The 16000-nt window shown below is 62.4% G+C and carries 14 protein-coding genes and 1 pseudogene; 10 read left to right on the top strand and 5 right to left on the bottom strand.

The features are described 5' to 3' along the window. Positions 1-454: 454 nt before the first annotated feature. Positions 455-847: a hypothetical protein gene (locus O3932_RS08420; RefSeq protein ID WP_371537660.1), complete on the bottom strand. Its 393-nt coding sequence runs from the start codon at positions 845-847 to the stop codon at positions 455-457. 382 nt (positions 848-1229) lie between these two features. Between O3932_RS08420 and O3932_RS08415 the strand changes: the two are divergent. The 3 genes and pseudogenes from O3932_RS08415 to O3932_RS08405 all read left to right on the top strand — a co-directional run. After that, positions 1230-1388 (top strand): annotated as a pseudogene (locus O3932_RS08415) (chromosome segregation protein SMC); the annotation flags it as partial. A gap of 140 nt (positions 1389-1528) precedes the next feature. Next, positions 1529-1810, top strand: coding sequence for a hypothetical protein (locus tag O3932_RS08410; protein WP_371537657.1), 282 nt, complete (start codon positions 1529-1531; stop codon positions 1808-1810). Further along, the gene (locus tag O3932_RS08405) at positions 1810-2097 is read left to right on the top strand and encodes a ribbon-helix-helix domain-containing protein (RefSeq protein ID WP_371537654.1); all 288 of its coding nucleotides are present in this window, start codon (positions 1810-1812) and stop codon (positions 2095-2097) included. The genes O3932_RS08410 and O3932_RS08405 overlap by 1 nt, the downstream gene beginning before the upstream one ends. 82 nt (positions 2098-2179) lie before the next feature. Here O3932_RS08405 and O3932_RS08400 read toward each other — a convergent pair whose 3' ends face one another. The 3 genes from O3932_RS08400 to O3932_RS08390 all read right to left on the bottom strand — a co-directional run bounded on the left by O3932_RS08400 (position 2180) and on the right by O3932_RS08390 (position 4434). Further along, entirely contained in the window at positions 2180-2863 is a 684-nt protein-coding gene (locus O3932_RS08400) for an ABC transporter ATP-binding protein (protein ID WP_371537652.1), read from the bottom strand. Position 2864: 1 nt separating this feature from the next. Continuing rightward, entirely contained in the window at positions 2865-3965 is a 1101-nt protein-coding gene (locus O3932_RS08395) for an FtsX-like permease family protein (protein WP_371537649.1), read from the bottom strand. Positions 3966-4218: 253 nt separating this feature from the next. Then, positions 4219-4434: a hypothetical protein gene (locus tag O3932_RS08390; protein WP_291450951.1), complete on the bottom strand. Its 216-nt coding sequence runs from the start codon at positions 4432-4434 to the stop codon at positions 4219-4221. Positions 4435-4691: 257 nt separating this feature from the next. Between O3932_RS08390 and O3932_RS08385 the strand changes: the two genes are divergently transcribed. From O3932_RS08385 to O3932_RS08365, 5 genes are all read left to right on the top strand, one after another. Continuing rightward, entirely contained in the window at positions 4692-6812 is a 2121-nt protein-coding gene (locus tag O3932_RS08385) for a type IIA DNA topoisomerase subunit B (RefSeq protein WP_371537646.1), read from the top strand. A 186-nt stretch (positions 6813-6998) separates the two neighbouring features. Further along, complete coding sequence (locus tag O3932_RS08380) at positions 6999-7937, top strand: GNAT family N-acetyltransferase (protein ID WP_299239794.1); 939 nt, start codon at positions 6999-7001, stop codon at positions 7935-7937. Positions 7938-7954: 17 nt separating this feature from the next. Beyond that, positions 7955-8977, top strand: coding sequence for a GNAT family N-acetyltransferase (locus tag O3932_RS08375; protein ID WP_296504147.1), 1023 nt, complete (start codon positions 7955-7957; stop codon positions 8975-8977). Positions 8978-9196: 219 nt separating this feature from the next. Continuing rightward, positions 9197-10663, top strand: a complete 1467-nt coding sequence (locus O3932_RS08370; RefSeq protein ID WP_009648874.1) for a sugar porter family MFS transporter — start codon at positions 9197-9199, stop codon at positions 10661-10663. Next, positions 10656-11606 (top strand): PfkB family carbohydrate kinase, encoded by a 951-nt coding sequence (locus O3932_RS08365; RefSeq protein ID WP_034505452.1) that lies wholly within the window; start codon positions 10656-10658, stop codon positions 11604-11606. The genes O3932_RS08370 and O3932_RS08365 overlap by 8 nt, the downstream gene beginning before the upstream one ends. A 139-nt stretch (positions 11607-11745) precedes the next feature. Here O3932_RS08365 and O3932_RS08360 read toward each other — a convergent pair whose 3' ends face one another. Further along, a complete protein-coding gene (locus O3932_RS08360; protein ID WP_371537641.1) occupies positions 11746-14220 on the bottom strand; it encodes a DNA topoisomerase (ATP-hydrolyzing) subunit A in 2475 nt (824 codons plus the stop codon). A 67-nt stretch (positions 14221-14287) separates the two neighbouring features. Here O3932_RS08360 and O3932_RS08355 point away from each other — a divergent pair, with 67 nt between their 5' ends. Both O3932_RS08355 and O3932_RS08350 read left to right on the top strand, forming a co-directional pair. Continuing rightward, positions 14288-14824, top strand: a complete 537-nt coding sequence (locus O3932_RS08355; RefSeq protein ID WP_314736404.1) for a DUF5998 family protein — start codon at positions 14288-14290, stop codon at positions 14822-14824. Next, the gene (locus tag O3932_RS08350; RefSeq protein ID WP_371537638.1) at positions 14817-15965 is read left to right on the top strand and encodes an alkaline phosphatase family protein; all 1149 of its coding nucleotides are present in this window, start codon (positions 14817-14819) and stop codon (positions 15963-15965) included. Before O3932_RS08355 ends, O3932_RS08350 begins: the two co-directional genes overlap by 8 nt. Positions 15966-16000: the final 35 nt, after the last annotated feature.

The following is a 16000-nucleotide window of genomic DNA, read 5'->3' as shown; positions in this document are numbered from 1 at the left end:
ATGTACGTGCAAGCAAATTACTCTATTCTTCAGTCAAACGACTGCTCGCCAATGTAGAAATAATTTTCTGTCGTTTGGTTTCTTGTTGAATAGTGTGTGAGTCGCTTTATTGCTGTTTGAGAATAGGTGTGTTGAAGCGTTGGTTGGTGTTGAATGGGGAACGCCTTGTGCTGTTCTTAGGTGTGTGTGCTGTTAAGTGTGGTTAAGCGTTGTGTAATATTGTCTCAGCGTATTCGTGTGTATATTATATTTCTGGGTTACATTCTGGAATGTTCATTAAGATAAATTGTGAAACTAATCTGAATAGTGGTTAATGATTGGATCGTGTTATGGGTGGAAGTGGTTCGCCCGCACGTTCTATTGCTACGTGCGGGCGAACCTTGTCTGTCTGACTCGGCAGTGATAAAGGGGGCAGGCAGTCAGGTTTGATGATACCTGTAGCTGTTGATAGGTCTTATGGTAATAATCCTTGATCAGCTAGTTCCTTCACTCTTTCCCAATATACGGCAATGATTTGTTTATTATCTTCCGATTTGATCAATGCGCCGTGCTCTAGAAGGGCGTCTGCCAAATCTTCAAAGGTTTGTGCGATGAGATGCCAGGGGAAGTGCTCTGGTATTCCATCGGGGTTTTGCGCAAAGATACCGATTTCTGGATGGAAAAGATATCCTCGATTGTTTGCGACTATGCGAGCCCATTCGCTCGGTGCAATAAATGGTTGATTTTTTTCGGTGAAAGCGTACGCTTGGATTTCGTCTAGATCAAAGCTGTGTAGTTTTTGTTGTTGGATCTCTTTTTCTGTCTGCTTCGCCCTATCGTCGGGTACATTAAATGTTCTGTACTTCATTTCTGTCTCCTTGCTGGTGTTGGTTCTTCTTTGAATGTGCGCTGCCTGCTTCGTTGTAGTGGACGTTTGTAGTTTTGCATATCGTGTTGCGTGTAGATGGTGTTTACGCCGTATAGATGGAGGTACAAGAATAAAGCTGGTCATTTCTTGTTACCTTTGTCACGTCAGGTACTGTCGGCATCTCTTCCGCTATTGAGTGGGGCTGGGTTTTCTTGCGCATATAGGTCGCTGTTGTTAGACGAGCTTCCTGATGACTGGAATCTGATCTCTCGCGCCTCCATATTGCTTTATACCGTCTGTCTTCGCTTGGTGGTTGCGATCTGAGTCGTGATTGTGCCTGTTGGGGTAGTGCTTAGTCGTGCTACGTCTGTTCGCGTGATGGCTGACGCGCCTGCTGGCGATCTTTAAGGAGCTCCAGGAGACCTCGCAGCTGATCGTCGTCACCCACCAGAAGCGCACGATGGAGATCGCGGACGCCCTCTACGGCGTCACGATGCGCGACGGCGTCACGACGGTGGTGTCCCAGCGCCTCGCGGACTAGGGGAGCGGCCTTCTCGGGCGTCGGTCGCCGTTCCCGGCTTCGATCGACCATCGATTGCATTGACCAGCAGCCCCGGGAAAACAGTGTTAGAATTTTGTTAACGAAATTCCTGGCATGGGCGCAGGGGAGGTGAGCCACTGGTGGACGTGCCGGTTGTTGTCCATCCACGCGTGAGCGCGCGACATCCTGAGATAGCCGACGAAGATGCGATCCACGCCTGGGTCTATGCAGTTGAGTGTGCCGAACGCGTGGACTCTCCGTACTGGCCCGCGTACGCTGCGCTGGGATACGACAGGAACGGGCGGCTGTTAGAACTCCTTGCTGCTCTGCAAGAAGATGGCACGATTCTCATCTATCACGCGATGACACCGCCTTCAAAGAAAATGATGACAGAGATTTTTGGAGCTGAGAGGAGAGGGTGATGAGCAAGAAGCAAGAGGGGACCTACCGTCTCGCGGGAGGGATCACCGTTACTGATGCTGATCTTGAAGTAGATGCTCAGCGCTTCGAAGCTGGCGAATGCGACGGATCGTGGAAGGTCCTGCCGGGTCGTCCGCAGCTCTTCGGTGAGGACACGATGCCGGTCGGCACGCGCCTGCCGGAATCCTTAGTTCGAGAGCTCGACGAGGCTGCCGGGGAACTCGGACAAACTCGCAGTGAGCTTGTGCGTCGTTTCATTTCTGACGGCCTGCTGGCGCTGAAAGCGTAAAGCAGTGCGGATCTTCTGAAGCAGTGCACAGGAGATCCGCACCGTTGCCGCCGCTGCTCTCAGCGTGGAGCGCCCGCCGCTCTTAGGCCTCGACCCTCGTCAGCGTGCCGTGCGTGAGCTCGTAGATCGTGTCCACGTAGGGGAGGATCGAGCGATCATGCGTCACCATGATGGCGCTCTTGTTCTTGGACTTCACTTCCTTGCGGATCAGCTGGGCGATCTCCTGGCCGCGGTCCGGGTCCAGGCTTGCGGTCGGCTCGTCTGCCAGGATCAGCTGCGGGTTGCCGATGAAGGCGCGAACGATCGCCGCCCGCTGCTTCTGGCCACCCGACATCTGGCGAGGATACTTCGCGTAGGAGGCCTCGATCCCAAGGTCCTCCATGAGGGAGCGGACCTCGGCCTGACGCTTGGCCTTGTCCTTCTCGCCCTTGAGCTTCGCGACCAGCTCGAGCTGATCGCCAATACGCATGTAGGGCAGGAGCTGGTGGTCCTGGAAGATGAAACCCAGCAGCTCCAGGCGCTTGCGCGTCCACTGCTTCTGGCTCAGCTGCGTGAGGTCCTGGCCTGCGATGGAGATGTGCCCCTCGTCGGCCGACAGTAGCAGGCCAGCGATAGACAGGAGCGTCGATTTTCCGGAACCAGAGGGTCCCAGGACTGCGACGAACTCGCCGGGGTCGACGCTCAGGCTTAGACCGCTGAGCACGCGGTGCGTCTGGTCGCCGTCGGCGTAGGACTTTCCGATCGAATCCAGTTCGATGATTGCCACTTTATTCTCCGTTTCCGCCGATGACTTCGATGGGGTCCACCTTCTTGATCTTCAGCAGCGACAGCGCGCCGCACAGGATCGAAGTCACGACGAAACTGATTGCGACGGTGACGCTGTCTGCGAGAGTCATGATCGACGGGACGGTGCTCGGCAGGAACGGCGCCATGGCGGCGGCGAGGCTGAGGCCGATCACGACGCCGATGATCGAGATGATCGTCAGCTGAGAGATCTGGATGTTGGTGATCGTGCGCATCGGCATGCCGATCGCCTTCAGAACACCGAACTGGTGCAGCTTCTGCAGGGTGAGGATGTAGAAGAAGACGCCCAGGATCGCGGATGAGGCAACGAGGAGTACCCACGTGATCATCTTGAGCGTGAGGTTTTGGGCCTTGTAGCCGGGGATCTTGTCGATGACCTGCTGGCGGTCGGCGGTCATCAGGTGAGTGGGAAGGGCGTCCTCCGCAATCTCATCCGAGGTAACGACCGTCTGGGCCTGCCATTCGTAGTTCGGAACGGTCACCGTGCGCATATCCGCGTAGGTCTGCGAGCTGACAAAGCCGATGTCGCTGTATCCATAGTTCGCCCTCTTGGCGAAGGCGACGACCGTCAGTTCCTGCTCGGAGATCTTGTCGATCACCCGGTCACCGACCTGGATGCCCTCGTTCTCAAACGCGCTGTCGAGGATGACCTCGTTGTCCCCAAGGTCGGAAATAGCAAGGTCGGAGTCGATGAGAGTCGGCTGGAGAACGTTACCGTCGTTGTGATCCGTCGCGAAGTATGTGATGTCCAGGGTGTTCGAGTCGTCGACCCGGGTGATAGTCGCGCGCTGGATGACGAGGCTCGCGTAGTCGCGCATGCCGGCCGCTTCGAGGGCCTTGATGTCGTCGGAGGTGACCGACGAATAGGGGATGACTCCCTCAGAGTCCGTCGACAGGACGTAGGTGAGGGGACCGTAGTTCGCGATCTGCGCGGACACGGAGGCGCCGAGGCCGTTGGTGAGGCCCGAGAGGAACACGACCATGAACATGAGCGTGGCGATCAGGAACTCGATGAGAACGAACTTCTTTGGTTGATATGTAATTTCGTTCCACGCTATTTTCATGGCTTTGCTCCAATGCGGGCGAAAGTGTGTCAGTTCGCCACCTTTTGTGCCCGAAAGTGACTCGCAACTGTACCACGCGCTCTTTGACAGGTGCGCGGGGGAGAGGTGTGAAAGCGCGGGTCAGGGTGGTTTCGTGACACAGTCGTCAGAAGCGGGAGAAAGGAAACGAGCATAGGAAAAACGCGGGCGGGGACCCGTCGGTCCCCGCCCGCGCCTCGAAGCCGTGCGTCCCGCCGCTGCGGGAGCAGTAAAATCAGTCGTTCATGAAATGACGCTCGTCCAGGATCTGTGCGCCAGCGCCCACCAGGGAGGGCAGGTGCTCGTTCGCGTGGTGGCCGCAGAAGTAGAGCTGGCCGCCCGACGGCATGGTCGCACGAACCCAGGCGCGAGCGCCGCAGGCGTCGCAACGATTCGCCGCGCTCAACTGCGGCTCGTCCAGTACGGGGCGTTCAAGAATCTGTGCCTTCATGCATCCATCACACACCATTGAGCCACCCCCGCGCACCCCTGTTCACCGGGGGCGCAATCTCTGACCACCGTCGACACCATGACACAACGCCTCACGGGCCGCGACAACGCAGAAAAATGCCCACGAGAATGTCGCGTGCGACGAGCCGCCAAACCGCGCCGATCAGCGCAAAATAGCCCAGGCCTCGTCAAGCGTGGAAAGCCTCCCAGAACCCACGCCACACGCCCAGTGGACCGCAAATGAGCACGTAGCCACCTATGATTCACCTCGTGACTCCTACCGACGCATCCGACTACAACGCACGGCACCTCTCCGTCCTCGAAGGCCTCGAGGCGGTGCGCAAGCGCCCCGGCATGTACATCGGCTCCACCGACCACCGAGGCCTCATGCACTGCCTCTGGGAGATCATCGACAACGCCGTCGATGAGGCTCTGGAAGGATACTGCGACACCATCGACGTACGCCTCCACCCCGACCACTCCGCCTCCGTCGCCGACAACGGCCGAGGCATCCCCGTCGACATCGTCCCCGGCCAAGGCCTGACCGGCGTCGAGGTCGTCTACACCAAGCTCCACGCCGGCGGTAAGTTCGGCGGCGGCTCCTACGCGGCCTCTGGCGGCCTCCACGGCGTCGGTGCGTCCGTCGTCAACGCTCTCTCGGCGCGTCTCGACGTGCAGGTGGACCGTGGCGGCAAGACCCACGAGATGTGCTTCCGCCGCGGCGAACCCGGCGAATTCGACGACTCGAAGCAGCGCACCCCCAACTCGCCTTTCGCGCCCTTCACGGATGGTTCCATCCTCAAGACCGTCGGCAAGGTGAAGAAGTCGCAGACCGGCACGCGCGTGCGATTCTGGGCGGACTTCCAGATTTTCCCGGCCACGGCATCCTTCTCCTGGGAGGACCTGCTGGCGCGCGCCCGCCAGACCGCGTTCCTCGTGCCCGGCCTGACCATCAACTGCTACGACGAGCGCGGCGAGGAGGAAGTGCGCGAGAGCTTCCGCTTCGACGGAGGCGTCGTCGACTTCGCGAACTGGCTGGCCTCCGATGGCCCCGTCACCGACACGTGGCACATCACGGGTGAAGGCACCTACAACGAGACCGTGCAGGCCCTCGACTCAAAGACCGGCCACCTGCGCGCCACCCAGGTCGAACGCACCTGCGAGGTCGACATCGCGCTGCGCTGGGGCATCGGATACGACACGGCTGTCCGGTCCTTCGTCAACATCATCGCCACCCCCAAGGGTGGCACCCACGTGGCTGGCTTCGAGCAGGCGGTCCTGAAAACCCTGCGCGCCGCCATCGATAAGAACGCGCGCAAGCTCAAGGTCGGTGCAAAGGACGGGCGCCCCGAAAAGGACGACGTGCAGGCCGGTATGACCGCTGTCATCACCGTGCGCTTCCCCGAGCCTCAATTCGAGGGCCAGACGAAGGAAACGCTGGGCACTCCGCAGATCCGAGCCGTCGTCAGCCGTGTCGTCGCCGACTGGCTGAAGGACAAGTTCGCCTCCTCCAAGCGCGACGACAAGCAGCAGACGTCCCTCCTCATGGAGAAGGTCGTCGGCGAGATGAAGGCCCGCGTGTCCGCGCGCATCCACAAGGAGATCTCGCGCAAGAAGAATGCGCTGGAAACCTCCTCGCTGCCCGCCAAGCTCGCGGATTGTCGCCTCGAGGACGTGGCTGAGACAGAGCTGTTCATCGTCGAGGGTGACTCCGCCCTGGGCACGGCCAAGGCCGCGCGCAACTCCCAGTATCAGGCCCTCTTCCCGATCCGAGGCAAGATCCTCAACGTGCAGAAGGCCTCGACCGCGGACATGCTGGCCAACGCCGAGTGCGCGAACATCATCCAGGTGATCGGCGCGGGTTCGGGGCGTACCTTCGACCTGTCCCAGGCTCGATACGGCAAAGTCATCCTCATGACCGACGCCGACGTCGACGGCGCGCACATCCGCACCCTGCTGCTGACCCTGTTCTTCCGCTACATGCGACCCATGGTCGAGGCCGGACGCATCTACGCGGCCGTCCCGCCCCTGCACCGCATCGAGGTCGCGGGCAAGGGACGTAGGAAGCGTGAATTCATCTACACCTACTCCGAGGATGAGCTGCACCGCAAGCTCGCCGCGCTGCGCCGCTCGGGCCGTACGTGGAAGGAGCCGATCCAGCGCTACAAGGGCCTAGGTGAAATGGATGCCGATCAGCTGGCGGAGACCACGATGGATCGTGCCCACCGGTCGCTGCGCCGCATCACCCTGGCCGACGAGGAGGCCCTGCGCCAGGCGGAGGACGTGTTTGAGCTGCTCATGGGTTCGACCGTCGGCCCGCGCAGAGAATTCATTGTCACTGAATCGGCTGGCCTTGATCGCATGCGGATTGACGCGTAATTTCGGGCACAAGCTGTCAACTTTCTGAAAAAGCGTTCATCATGAACGCACAAATATCCGAGGTCAGTGTGACTTAAGGCCCGATTACCCGCTAGGATGTTACGCATGACAGGACTTGCGCAGCGACTCACGCCGCCCGTGTCCGTCCCGTACCCGGGCAGTCACCTCGGGTTGCGCTGGCGGCCCATGATTGGCCGTGACGCACCCGCCGTGTACGCGCTGATCTCCCTGATCGAAGACGACGATAACGCTATTCGGCGCACCTCCGTGGAAGACATCGCTGACATGATGGAGGGGGAGAACGGCCGCGATTGGGTGGATACGATTGTCGGCCTTGATGCGAGTCGGAATATTTGCGCGGTCGCATCGGTGCGCGTGCTGCGCGGCATCCATGAGGCAGCGACTGCCATCGTGAGTGCCTATATCCATCCGCATTGGCGAGGCCGTGGCGTGGGTCGAGCTCTTCTGTACTGGCAGGATGGACGTGCTCGCCAGATGCTGGTGGAGATTTTCGGTGCCGAATCGGACGTCCCTGTGTCAATCTCGAACCTGGTGGACGCGCATATGACGGATCGCCGCCGCCTCTACATTGCGGCAGGCTTCTTTGCCAAGCGCATCTACCGTGTCATGTATCGCGACCTGGCGGGGGGCGAAGTAGCCCCGCAGGCGCGCCACGGCTACCGCATTGTGCCGTGGAGCCAGGTTCCGCAGGAGCAGATCCGTGCGATCCACATGGAGGCTTTCCAGCAGGCGTTCCGTTCTCCGCTGCGTGCCCTGTGGTGGGATGACGCGATGAATCACTTCGATCCGCGCTGGTCGTTCGTGGCTGTGGACAGCGAGGGCGAGGTCGTCGGCTATGCGATGACGGGTCGTCCTGCGCAGCGCTGGGTTGCCACCGGTCGACCGGAGGCCTATATCTATCTGCTCGGTGTCGCCGAGGCACACCGCGGTCGTTCGGTGGCTAGTGCCCTCGTGGGCAACGCTGTCGCAGCCGCATCAGCGTCGGGTGCGTCACGCATTGGGCTCGATGTGGATATGTCGAGTCCTGATCGGGCGCATAGTATTTATGAGCATCTTGGTTTCGTTGACGAAGCCGCCGAGGTTTACTACACGATCGATCAGTAGTCCGCTAGGAGTCGAGCATGAGCATTCCTCTCGCGCAGAGAGCCGGTGCCCCTGAGTTCGTTCCCTTCCCGGGCGAGCATCACGGCATCGAGTGGGAGCCGCTGACGGCTTCTCATCATGTCGGCTTGTCGGCGCTTTTTGCGCGCATGGAGGCTCGTGATAATCCGCCGTATCGCACCAGCTCGGACGAGGTAAAGGAGATGCTCTCGTCGGCCTCTCATTGGCGAGGCCTCGTCGGGGTTGCGCGCAGGGGTATCGCCGCGGGTCGCCTCGTTGCCTTCGCGCAGGTAGTCCTGCGATTCCCTGGGCGCGTGGAGTGTGTGTGCGTCGGGGGAGTGGATCCAGACTTTCGGCGTATCGGCCTCGGTAATGCGATTGTCGATTGGCAGGAGGGGACGGCGCGCCAGATGCTCGCCGGTGTTGAGGGCGACGGTCCTGCCCAGATTACCTGCCACGTCGAGGCGGGGCAGGATGATCTTGAGGCGCAGCTGAAGGTGCATGGTTTCCGCTGGGCGCGCACCTACTACGAGTTGCGCGCGACGCTGGAGGACCTGGCTCCGATGCCGGACCTCGGGTCGTACATGAGTATCGAGGCCTGGGATCCCCAGTGGGAAGAACCGGCCTTGCGCGCTGCGAACCGTTTGAATGAGTCGGAGTGGGGGCGCCCCCCGCTCACGCAGGAGCAGTGGATGCAGGGGCGCACCGCTTTTGCACCCGAATGGTCTTTTGTTGCCGTGGATCGCACGGGTGATCGTCCGCGCGTCGCGGGGTTCCTGCTGGCCTCGCGCTACGAGCAGGACTGGGCGGCGCTGGGGTGGCGCGAGGGCTACATCGACCAGTTGGGCGTGTTGTCGGCGTGGCGCGAGACTCACGTTGCGGATGCGCTGATCCTGGCCTCGATGTGGGCGCAGAAGCGCGACGGCATGGATCGCTCGGGCACCGGCGTCGGTTCTGCCAACCACACGGGCGCGCTGGCGGTCTATGACTCTCTGGGCTTTCGCACGGTCGGGCAGACCCGGCTGTATGCGATCGAAGTGTGACAATCGTCCCATATTCTGGAACAGTGTCAAACTAGGACGATTGTGTGTTGTGTTTCACGTTTGCAAGCTTCTTGTGAGGAGTGAGTTTCTGTGAGCACTTTCGCGGGAATCGCTCCCTTAGTCCTAATTGTCTGACCAATTAATTTTTTAGGCTCGCAGCGGAGGACCGTGAGCGTCCTCGGTGCCACGCGCGCCCCATCTCCACAGTGCGGAGCCAGCATGACTACGAAGTCGTCAGCACAAAACACATCCATTCCGCCTCTGGTCATTCGAAGCGCCATCGTTGCCTCTCTCGGCGGCCTGCTCTTCGGCTTTGACACGGCGGTCATTTCCGGTGCGGAAGAAAAACTTACCGAGCTGTACGCTCTGTCCTCCTTGGGTGAGGGCATGATCGTCGCCATCGCAACCATCGGTACGATCTGCGGTGCCATCGTCGCCGGTAACCTCGCCGACCGCTTCGGTCGTAAGCCAATCCTGTTCTGGATCGGTGTCCTCTTCGGCGTTGGTGCTCTGGCGACCGCGCTGGCCCCTCTGCCCGCACTGGTCACAGGTGCGGATGGAACTGTGTCGGCCTCGTCCTCCTTCCCGATCACCTTCTTCATGGTGTTCCGCTTCCTCGGCGGCGTTGGCGTGGGCCTGTCTTCCGTGGTCGCGCCCATCTACACCGCTGAGATTGCGCCCGCTCGCGTGCGTGGTCGCCTGGTCGGCCTGGTTCAGTTCAACATCGTCTTCGGTATCCTCCTGGCCTACGCCTCCAACGCGGTGATCCGCGAGATCGCCCACGAGGAGACCGCGTGGCGCTGGATGCTCGGCGTCATGGCCGTCCCCGCCGTCTTCTTCCTTGTCTTCCTGGCTACTGTGCCCGAGACTCCGCGCTGGCTCCTGGCTCATGGACAGGAGGAACGCGCCGTTAAGATCTCCGAGCGCCTCACCGCCACGCAGGCAGAGAGCCACGAGCAGATCGACGAGATCAAGGCGCAGATCGCCGAAGATGCCGCGGGTGGTAAGGTCGCCTTCTTTACGCGCCGCTACCGCAAGGTCATTCTCATGGCGTTCTGCATCGCGATGTTCAACCAGCTCTCCGGTATCAACGCGATCCTCTACTACGCGCCGAAGGTCATGAAGCTCGCAGGCGGTGCCGCCGTCCTGGGCGATGCCTTCCCCTACATTGGCTCCGTCATCGTCGGCCTCATGAACCTCATCGCGACCATGGCTGCCCTGACCGTCATCGACAAGATCGGTCGCCGCCAGCTCATGATCGTCGGCTCGATCGGCTACCTGGTCTCCCTGGGCTTCCTCGCTGGCATGATGTTCGCCTACGAGGGCGGCTGGTTTGAGGAGGGCAGCGCTGCCCCCGTGTGGCTCATCCTCCTGGGTCTCCTCGGCTTCATCGCCTCCCACGCCTTCGGTCAGGGTTCGGTCATCTGGGTGTTCATCTCGGAGATCTTCCCCAACCGCGTACGTGCGCGCGGCCAGTCGCTGGGTTCGCTCACGCACTGGGTGTTCGCCTTCATTACCACCTATGCCTTCCCTGTGCTCACCGATAAGCTCGGTGGTGGCTACGCTTTTGGAATCTTCTTCCTCGCGATGGTCGGTCAGCTATTCTGGGTCCTGAAGGTTATGCCCGAAACCAAGGGCATCCCGCTCGAAGAAATGGAAGAGAAGCTGGGGTTGACGAATGACTAGAATCGTGAACATCGGGGAAGCTCTCATCGATGAGATCACCCGCCCAAACAGTGAACCCGTCGAGGTCGTCGGGGGATCGATGCTCAACGTCGCAGCCGGTCTGACCCGGCTGGGTCACGAATCCGAGCTGGCGACCTGGTTCGCGCGCGATGCACGCGGCGACAAGGTCCGCGAGCACGCCGAGGCCGCGGGAGTGACCCTCACTCCCGGCTCTGACGGAGCCGAATTCACCACGGTTGCCCATGCGGCAGTCGACGAGAAGGGCCATGCCACCTACGAGTTTGATCTCTCGTGGGACGTGCCCGCCGTTGAGGATCCCGAAAGCGTTGGACACGTGCATACTGGCTCCTACGTGGTCGTCGTCGAACCCGGTGCCGACAAGGTCCTGGCTGCCGTTAAGCGCCAGGCTATCCGTGGCACCGTCTCCTACGATCCGAACATCCGTCCCGCTCTGCTGGGGACGCCGGATGAGGCCCGCCCGCACGTCGAGGCGATCGTCGCCCTCGCTGACGTCGTGAAGGCGTCCGACGAGGACCTGAAGTGGCTGTACCCGGATCGTCCCATCGAGGACGTCCTGCGCGAGTGGTTGCAGTCCGGTCCCTCCCTGATCCTGTGCACGCGCGGCCCGTGGGGCGTCTACATTTTGACTGCCGCCGAGCGCGATATGCTGGTCGTCGATCCTCTCGATGTCGAGCTCGTGGACACGGTGGGCGCGGGCGACTCGCTTATGGCAGGCCTGATCTCCGGCCTGGTCGACGCGGACCTTTTGGGTTCGGCTGAGGCGAAGCAGCGCCTGCGCGAGGCGTCGTGGGACCAGATCCTGCCCGCCATTCACCGCGGCATCATCACCTCGGGTATCACGATCCTCTACCAGGGCGCTTACTCGCCCACGCGCGAGGAGGTCAACGAGATCCTGGCAGCAGACAAGACGCTGCGAGGCTGACAGGGGAGCAATCCTCGACTGATGGGTGTGGGCCCGGCCGATTGGCCGGGCCCACACCCATATCAGCGTGACCCTGACAAAGCGGTGGGGTGGCCGGGATTTTTCCCGGCCACCCCACCGTCGTAACAACAGGAGAGCGTCAGCCAATCGCCGCAATCGCGAAGGTGATCGGCACGCCCGAGCCGTCTCGGCGCTCGTCCTCGGCGGGCAGCTCCACGGGGGTGCCGTCGGAGGCAGCAGCCCACCCAGGCCTCGTGCCGACCCACGCGATGTCGAGGCGATCCTCGCCGCGCAGGAAACGCTGACAGCGCACGCCCTGTCCGCCGCGGCCCTTCGACGGGTAACACTCGAAAGGCGTGACCTTCACCGTTGTCTGGCCCGTGCCCGGCAGCGCGCCCAGCGCAGCAGCCACCGTCACCACCACAGCATCGATGGGAGCCTCGATCACCCAGAAGCCCAGGGCCACGGCACCGGGGTTGAGCTTCATGCCCGCCATGCCACCGGCCGTGCGACCCTGCGGGCGAACTTTCGCCGCGGGCGTGCGCAGCAGCTGCGCATCCGAAGAGATAAACACCAGGTCAGCGTCGTCAGTGCACTGATCGAAGCCCACGAGGCGGTCGCCGTCCTCCAGGGTGATGACCTCCCACTCGTCGCGCTGGAGCACGTCCGGGCGCAGCCGCTTGACCGTGCCGTGGGCCGTGCCCATCGCGACGATGGCCTCGCCTTCAGGGTTCAGGAGACCCACGGCTGGCACATCCGTGTGCAGGAGCATCGAGGAAGACATAGCCCCGGCCAACGACAGACCCGTCTCGAAGCGGGGGAGCGCCGGCAGGTCCACGACCTCGATGCGGTGCGCGATGCCATCCTGGGTCACCACGGCCACCTGCGAGCGCACCGTCGAAGCCAGCTGCACCCGCCAGCCGTCGGAGGCCGCGCGCGAACCCGGCTCGAGCGGCTCTCCGCCCTCAATGCGAGCAAGCGCGCCCGAGGAGGACAAAACGACCACGCACGGGTCGTCCGGGATCTGCAGCTCCAGGCCCTCACCCGAACGCGACACCGACGGCAAGGCTGCCAGGGCGGCATCCTCCGCAGCCACCGCAGCCCCCACTGGCGTGCCCGTCGAGGCCATGAGCAGCGTGCGACGCGGCGTGCCCAGACGCTTCGAGACCTCGCGCAGCTCCTTCTTCACAAGCTTGCGCAACAGCTTCGGATTCTCCAGGATCTCGCGCAGGGAAGCGATTGTCGCCATCAGCTCGTCGCGCTCAGTCTCCAGCTCGATGCGGGAGAACTTCGTGAGGCGACGCAGGCGCAGTTCCAGAATGTAGTTCGCCTGGGCCTCGGACAGGTCAAAGGCCGTCATGAGGCGCTCACGCGCGCTCTCCGCGTCATCGGAAGACCGAATGATCGCGATGACGTCATCGATGTCTAGGATCGCGATGAGCAAGCCCTCGACCAGGTGCAGGCGATCCTCACACTTTGTCAGGCGGAAGCGACTGCGGCGCGTGGTGACGTCCAGGCGATGATCCAGGAAGACCTGCAGCATCTCTTTGAGGCCCAGCGTGCGCGGCTGGCCATCCACGAGCGCCACCGCGTTGATCGAGAAGGAATCCTCCAGCGGCGTGCGCTGGTAGAGCTGCTGGAGCACGGCCTCGGGAACGAAGCCGTTCTTCACCTCGATGACCAGGCGCAGGCCGTGGACGCGGTCAGTGAAGTTCTGGACCGACGAAATGCCCTTGAGACGGCCCGCGTTCGCGTTTTCCTTGATCTTTTCGATGACCTTCTCGGGTCCCACCATGTAGGGCAGCTGGGTGACGACGATGCCCATCTTGCGGGCCGTCACACGCTCGATCTGGACCTTCGCGCGTGTCTTGAACGTGCCGCGGCCCGTCTCGTAGGCTTCTTTGATACCTTCGAGTCCGACGATGACGCCGCCCTCAGGCAGGTCGGGGCCGGGAATGTAGCGCATGAGGTCGGTGACGGACGCCGACGGGTTATCCAACAGGTGGATAGCGCCCGCGATCGTCTCGGAAAGATTGTGCGGGGCGATATTCGTCGCCATACCCACGGCGATGCCCGAGGCGCCGTTGACCAGGAGCTGCGGGAATGCGGCCGGCAGGACGTCGGGCTGCATGAACTGGTTGTCGTAGTTGGGGACGAAATCGACCGTGTCCTCGTCCAGGCCCGTCACCAGGTCCAGCGCGGCGGGTGCCATGCGCGCCTCGGTGTAACGCGCTGCGGCCGGACCGTCATCCAGCGACCCGAAGTTACCGTGTCCATCTACCAGGGGAACCCGCAAATTGAACGGCTGAGCCAGACGCACCAAGGCCTCGTAAATCGCGGAATCGCCGTGCGGGTGCAGCTTACCCATGACCTCGCCGACGACGCGCTGAGACTTCACGTGCCCTTTGTCGGGACGCAGCCCCATTTGATCCATCTGGAACATGATGCGGCGCTGCACGGGCTTGAGGCCGTCGCGCGCGTCGGGCAGCGCTCGGGCGTAGATGACGGAGACCGCGTACTCCAGGAAGGACCCACGCATCTCATCGGACACGTCGATCTCGGAGATATTTTCGTCTTTTTCGGGAATGTCGACGACCTGGTCCTTTTTTGCCATAGGCGCAATTATGACGCGGGAACGCTCTCATTTCGACTGGGACGCAGGTTAGGGGCACAATTGTGGGATGAATACTTGGACCCGCATAGAACGAAGCGGCTTTTACCCGCGCGCAGTGGAGCGTGCGCTACGCCGAGCGCTGGGAGCAGGAGAACCTCTCGCGACGCTGTGTCAGGTGGACACGGGCTTCGACCGGGGTTCCGTGTTCCGTCACCTCACCGTCGCTTCTTTGACCGAGCGGGCGATCGTCCAGCTGCACGTCGACGAGATGGACGGCGGATCGGCGACCATCGCGACGGCCGTGCACCGCGTGGCTGACATCGCCGGATATTCCACGATGGAGGTTTTCACTGACCCCGAGAACGCCGTCGGCCTGTCCGAGATGACCATCGCGTTGGACTTGAAGGGGGCGCGCCGTCTTGACGTCGAACCCGCCCGCTGCGACGACCCGAATTGCATGGCCGACCACGGCTACACGGGTACTTCGTATCCGGATGACATGACCTTCCGCGTGTCGGCGGCTGCCGACGGGCAGGATGCCTTGGACGAGGCCGTCGAGTTCGTTGACTGCCTGGCTGGGCTGATGGGGACCCGCAGTGAGTGAACGCGTCATGACACTGGACATGCCCGGCGCTGACCTGCCGGGCACCACCGATCCGTCGATCACGGACATCATCCCCGGCGCGCTCGCCGCCATCGACCCGGCTCTGCCCGGCGCGTCGTCCGAGGCCGCCAGCGCGCTCGGGATCGAGGCCGGGGCTGACCAAGTGCTCCTCATCCTCGTCGATGGCTTTGGCTATGAACTCATGCAAGAGCACTTGGGGCACACGCCGACGCTTCGTCGCATGCGGGCCGACATCCGCTCGATCCACACGATTGTGCCATCGACGACGTCGGCTGCGATCACCGCGTTTGGCACGGGTGCGCGCCCGGGAGCGACCAACATGGTGGGCTTCTCCGTCGCCTACGGGGGTGGCGTCATGAATCTGCTCGCTATGGAGGGCGGACCTGCGCCCACGCAGTGGCAGCCGGTCCCCACCTATTTTGAGCGTCTTGCCGAGGAGGGCGTGTCCTCAGCGGTCGTGTCGCCCGCGCGCTTCGCCGGGTCCGGCCTGACGGGCGCAGCACTGCGCGGTGCGCGCCACGTGCCCGCCGATACCCTTGAGCAGCGCGTGAGCGCGGCCCTGCGCGAGCTGCGCGCGGGCACGCCTGTCGTCTACCTGTACTGGTCCGAGATCGACCATTCGGGTCATGCTCACGGCGTGGCCTCCGATGCGTGGATCGGACAGGTCGAGCAATTTGATGCGGGCCTGGCAATGCTCATGCGGGGCCTGCCGAGCGGCGTACGCGTCGTTCTGACGGCCGATCACGGCATGATCAACGTGGAACCCGACCGCATTATCGACGTGGCCTCCACGCCCGTCCTGCGTGAGGGTGTGCGAATCGTCGCGGGCGAGACGCGAGCGGCCCATGTGCACGCCGAGGAGGGACGCGCCGACGAGGTTGAGGAACGCTGGCGTGAGACGCTGGGGGAGAGCGCCTGGGTGCTGTCGCGCGCCCAGATGCCCGCGCTCATCGGCGAGGGCAGCGGCGCATCGGTTATCGGCGACCTGCTGGTTCTTGCGCGCGGGCGCGGGGGAGTGGTCGATTCGCGGACACAGAGCGCGGCGGCCATCGCGATGCCAGGCATTCATGGCTCGGTGACGCCGACTGAGATGCGTATCCCCGTCGTGACGCTCTCCTAATAATGTCGGCCCCCTGTTGTCAGGGGGCCGACCTG

The sequence above is a fragment of the Pauljensenia sp. 20925_1_25 genome, from assembly GCF_041433955.1.
GTDB lineage: Bacteria > Actinomycetota > Actinomycetes > Actinomycetales > Actinomycetaceae > Pauljensenia.
The sequence above is the reverse complement of the archived record's forward strand: the minus strand, read 5'-3'. Positions and strand labels throughout refer to the sequence as shown.

Excerpts from the sequence above, each read along its gene's own strand:
- O3932_RS08375 (WP_296504147.1), top strand. The coding sequence starts at position 7,955 with ATGAGCATTCCTCTCGCGCAGAGAGCCGGTGCCCCTGAGTTCGTTCCC.
- O3932_RS08360 (WP_371537641.1), bottom strand. The coding sequence starts at position 14,220 with ATGGCAAAAAAGGACCAGGTCGTCGACATTCCCGAAAAAGACGAAAAT.
- O3932_RS08395 (WP_371537649.1), bottom strand. The coding sequence starts at position 3,965 with ATGAAAATAGCGTGGAACGAAATTACATATCAACCAAAGAAGTTCGTT.
- O3932_RS08420 (WP_371537660.1), bottom strand. The coding sequence starts at position 847 with ATGAAGTACAGAACATTTAATGTACCCGACGATAGGGCGAAGCAGACA.
- O3932_RS08380 (WP_299239794.1), top strand. The coding sequence starts at position 6,999 with ATGATTGGCCGTGACGCACCCGCCGTGTACGCGCTGATCTCCCTGATC.
- O3932_RS08365 (WP_034505452.1), top strand. The coding sequence starts at position 10,656 with ATGACTAGAATCGTGAACATCGGGGAAGCTCTCATCGATGAGATCACC.
- O3932_RS08390 (WP_291450951.1), bottom strand. The coding sequence starts at position 4,434 with ATGAAGGCACAGATTCTTGAACGCCCCGTACTGGACGAGCCGCAGTTG.
- O3932_RS08405 (WP_371537654.1), top strand. The coding sequence starts at position 1,810 with ATGAGCAAGAAGCAAGAGGGGACCTACCGTCTCGCGGGAGGGATCACC.
- O3932_RS08385 (WP_371537646.1), top strand. The coding sequence starts at position 4,692 with ATGATTCACCTCGTGACTCCTACCGACGCATCCGACTACAACGCACGG.
- O3932_RS08355 (WP_314736404.1), top strand. The coding sequence starts at position 14,288 with ATGAATACTTGGACCCGCATAGAACGAAGCGGCTTTTACCCGCGCGCA.
- O3932_RS08370 (WP_009648874.1), top strand. The coding sequence starts at position 9,197 with ATGACTACGAAGTCGTCAGCACAAAACACATCCATTCCGCCTCTGGTC.